Raw genomic sequence first — 3,294 nt, 5'->3', positions numbered from 1 at the left:
TTTAGAATAAGGAGTTTCTTAAAGGAGAGAAATTTAGAAAATGATTTTTTTGGAGAAAAGGATAAAAAATGTAAAGCTTACGAAAACAGAGAAAAAAATAGGGGAATATATATTGAATAATTTATCTCATGTATGTTTTCTAACTTTAGCTCAATTAGCTAAGGAATTAGATGTAAGTGATACATCAGTAATAAGATTTGCTAGGAAGCTTGATTATTCTGGGTTTAATGATTTACAAAGTGATATTAGAAGTAATTTAGTGGATGATATGGAAAATAAGGTAAATTCTGTTATTCCAGTTGAAAAATTAGGAAATATAGAGCTTGTAGAATACGATCATATAGCTAATATAACTTTAGAAAAGACTATCAACAATATAAAGCAAAGTTTAAATAAAAATAATATCGATAAGTGTAATCAAGCTGCAGATATAATAATAAATAGCAATAAAAAATATGTGGCTGGATTTAGAGGATGTAAAGGTCAGGTCGAACTTTTTTCATTGATTTTGAGCCATATTTTAGAAAATGTAGTAAAAACTACTGAAGCCGATGCAAGTACAATAGAAAAGTTAATAGATATAAAGGAAGATGATTGTGTGATAATTTTTAGCTTTTCTAGATATGCAAAAATGGCTATTACAGCAGCTGAAATGGCTAAAAAATATAAAGCAAAGTTAATTGTATTTACTGATAAAATTACTTCACCTGTTGCGAATGAAGCAGATATAGTTATAACAGTAAGTACTGATAGTGTATCTTTTTATAATTCTTATACGGCATCTGAATTTCTATGTGAAATACTTTTAAATATTATAAGCAAAAAAGTAGGAAGAGGAAATGAAGATAGATTAAAAACACTGGATTATTATATATCACAAGATGGAATGTATTAAATATTTGCTTAAGGTCAGATAGTGTTGATATAATACCTTATAAACATATAGGTAACAATTCAACACTATCTGACTTTATTTATGTCACAATTTATATTAAAAATAAATTGCTATATAAAGATTAGTAATTTTAATTTTTAGCAAATTCCTTTAACTTGAAGCTTCCAGCAGTCACAAATACAAGGCTTATTAATATAAGGATAATGATATTTTTAAAATAATTTCCATTTATAATAGCATCTATAGTCCAGTATATAGGCATGAATTTAGATATATTTACAACAAAAGGTATATCAATTCCTAAATTTGGGGCTAGAGAAGGGAGTGATGTAGCCAAGCTAAAAAATACATACCCTACCATAGCGAGAGAAATAGTCGCTTCATTTTTGCAAATCCTAGCTAAAAATATTATAATTCCAGTACAAAGTAGACTGTTTGATAAAATCAGCAATATGTTGTATGTATTTATATTGATATCGAGTAGAATATTGCAGGCTACTAAAGTCGTTGTATATACTAATGCTTGTATCAAAAATAAACTCAGAAATAGAGAAAATAGGATTTCAAAATCTTTATTTTTAGTAGATAACATTCTTTTCAAGGTATTTGATTTTTTTAAATCTAGTAAATCCTTGCAAATTATAGAACCATTTATATATATCATGTAGCATATCAAAAATACATGCATAAAATCTGATTTTAAAGAGCTTTCTTCTTTTGCTATGACTGTTGTTTTTATATATTTTGAAGAAAAGCTCGGATCAATTTTCTTTTTCAAGGATGTATTTATAAATGTCTCTATTTTAGATTCAGAAAGTAAACTACCCCCTCCCTTTGAGGTTTTGATTACATCTACAGTAGGTTTTTGACCGTTTTTTATCATTTCTGAAAAATTGTCATCTATAATAAATACAGCTGCGAATTTGTTGTTTTTTAACTGTTTTAAAGCATTATCTTTTTGATCTAAGCTATATATAGAGTCTTTTGAAACGTTTAATTCATTTATTAGTTCTCTCTGATATTTAGTGTCTAATGATTTATCAGGGATATTGCTTTCTAAATTACAAACTAAAGCTATATTTTCAAGTGAACCTGATTGTGAGCTTGAAGCATCACCAGATAAGAATATACAAAACCCTATCACAACTAAGGGAGCTAGTATAAGTGATAGTAATATAGAAGGTATTTTTGTATATCTTTTTAAATTAGCAAATGTAAGTCTTATAATATTCATTTAAATATCCCTCCAACTGTATTTTACTTTTAAAGAAGTTATAACTATTAAAATTAGCGATATTATCAAGCATAAATATAAATAATTGCTAACAGAAGAAAATGTGTTGTATATATTGTAGTTAGTAAACATCTCTGTGACTATATAGCATGGATTTAAATTCGAAAATCCATCTAAAAAGTCTGAAAATCCAGATAGCATGCCTCCAAATAAAAGTTGTGCCATCATAAGTGCGTATGCTATACCTTGACCTATAGTCTTATTAAAAAAGTTGTATAAAAACAATGTAAAGCTGCTTATAAGTAAAGAAATCGCAAATATCATTGAAATTAAAATTACGATATTTCCAGTAAATGCTATTTTTAAAAACCTAAAAAATACAGTATATAAAAGAATAAACGTAAATGCATAAATAGTTGAAGTAACTACATCGTGCATCAAAAGCTCCAGCCTTCCAATAGGCATTGAATAATTTCTTTTTACAAAACCGTTTGAATCTGAAGTGTAATTTGCAGCGACATTATTTGTTATAAATATTATTACTAAAAAACCGAGCATAGTTATAGCGAAAAATTCATATGAATTTTGCTTTATATTGCTGTCTATTAATTGAGTATTTAACGATGATTTATTAAAAATTTCTTCTATATTATTTTTATTTAAATTATTTTCTATTGACGATAAGTAAATTGTTTCATGGTAATTATCGAATAGATTTTGTATTAAAGCTGTAGAATTAATAGAAGACAACTCTTTTATTTCTATATTTGTCTGAGTTTTATTTAAAATATGTTCCTCATAGCCTTTAGGAATAGTAACCTGTAAGTCTGAATTATCTTTGTTTTTTTCTATTTTTACAATTTCAGATAGATTATTTTTACAAAAATCCTTGAAATAAGCGGAATAAGTAGACTTGTCGTTGTCTACAATAGTTATAGGTACAGGATCTGTTTTTATCGGATTTTCGTATAATTTTTTTTCTATCATTCCAAGGAAAAATGCAAGAACTAATGGCAATATCAAAAAATACGCCAGGTTTATTAAAAAAGTGCTTTTTATGGATTTAAATAAAATTTTAATAGAACCGTATAATTTCATCATAGTATAGCACCGTTACTGAAAACTTATAAAAATCTATAAAAAATTATAAAATTTTATGTTCCAT

General features: G+C 26.3%; 3 protein-coding genes. 1 reads left to right on the top strand and 2 read right to left on the bottom strand.

Annotated features, from left to right (window positions below):
* Positions 1 to 40: 40 nt before the first annotated feature.
* The gene (locus tag ACI3VO_RS10690; RefSeq protein ID WP_439757912.1) at positions 41 to 895 is read left to right on the top strand and encodes a MurR/RpiR family transcriptional regulator; all 855 of its coding nucleotides are present in this window, start codon (positions 41 to 43) and stop codon (positions 893 to 895) included.
* A gap of 130 nt (positions 896 to 1,025) precedes the next feature.
* Here the strand turns inward: ACI3VO_RS10690 and ACI3VO_RS10685 are convergent, their stop codons facing one another.
* Positions 1,026 to 2,129: an ABC transporter permease gene (locus tag ACI3VO_RS10685; RefSeq protein WP_439757911.1), complete on the bottom strand. Its 1,104-nt coding sequence runs from the start codon at positions 2,127 to 2,129 to the stop codon at positions 1,026 to 1,028.
* Entirely contained in the window at positions 2,130 to 3,230 is a 1,101-nt protein-coding gene (locus ACI3VO_RS10680; protein WP_439757910.1) for an ABC transporter permease, read from the bottom strand.
* Between the last annotated feature and the right edge of the window lie 64 nt (positions 3,231 to 3,294).

The sequence above is a fragment of the Intestinibacter sp. genome (assembly GCF_051866655.1).
Lineage (GTDB): Bacteria > Bacillota > Clostridia > Peptostreptococcales > Peptostreptococcaceae > Intestinibacter.
The sequence above is the reverse complement of the archived record's forward strand: the minus strand, read 5'-3'. Positions and strand labels throughout refer to the sequence as shown.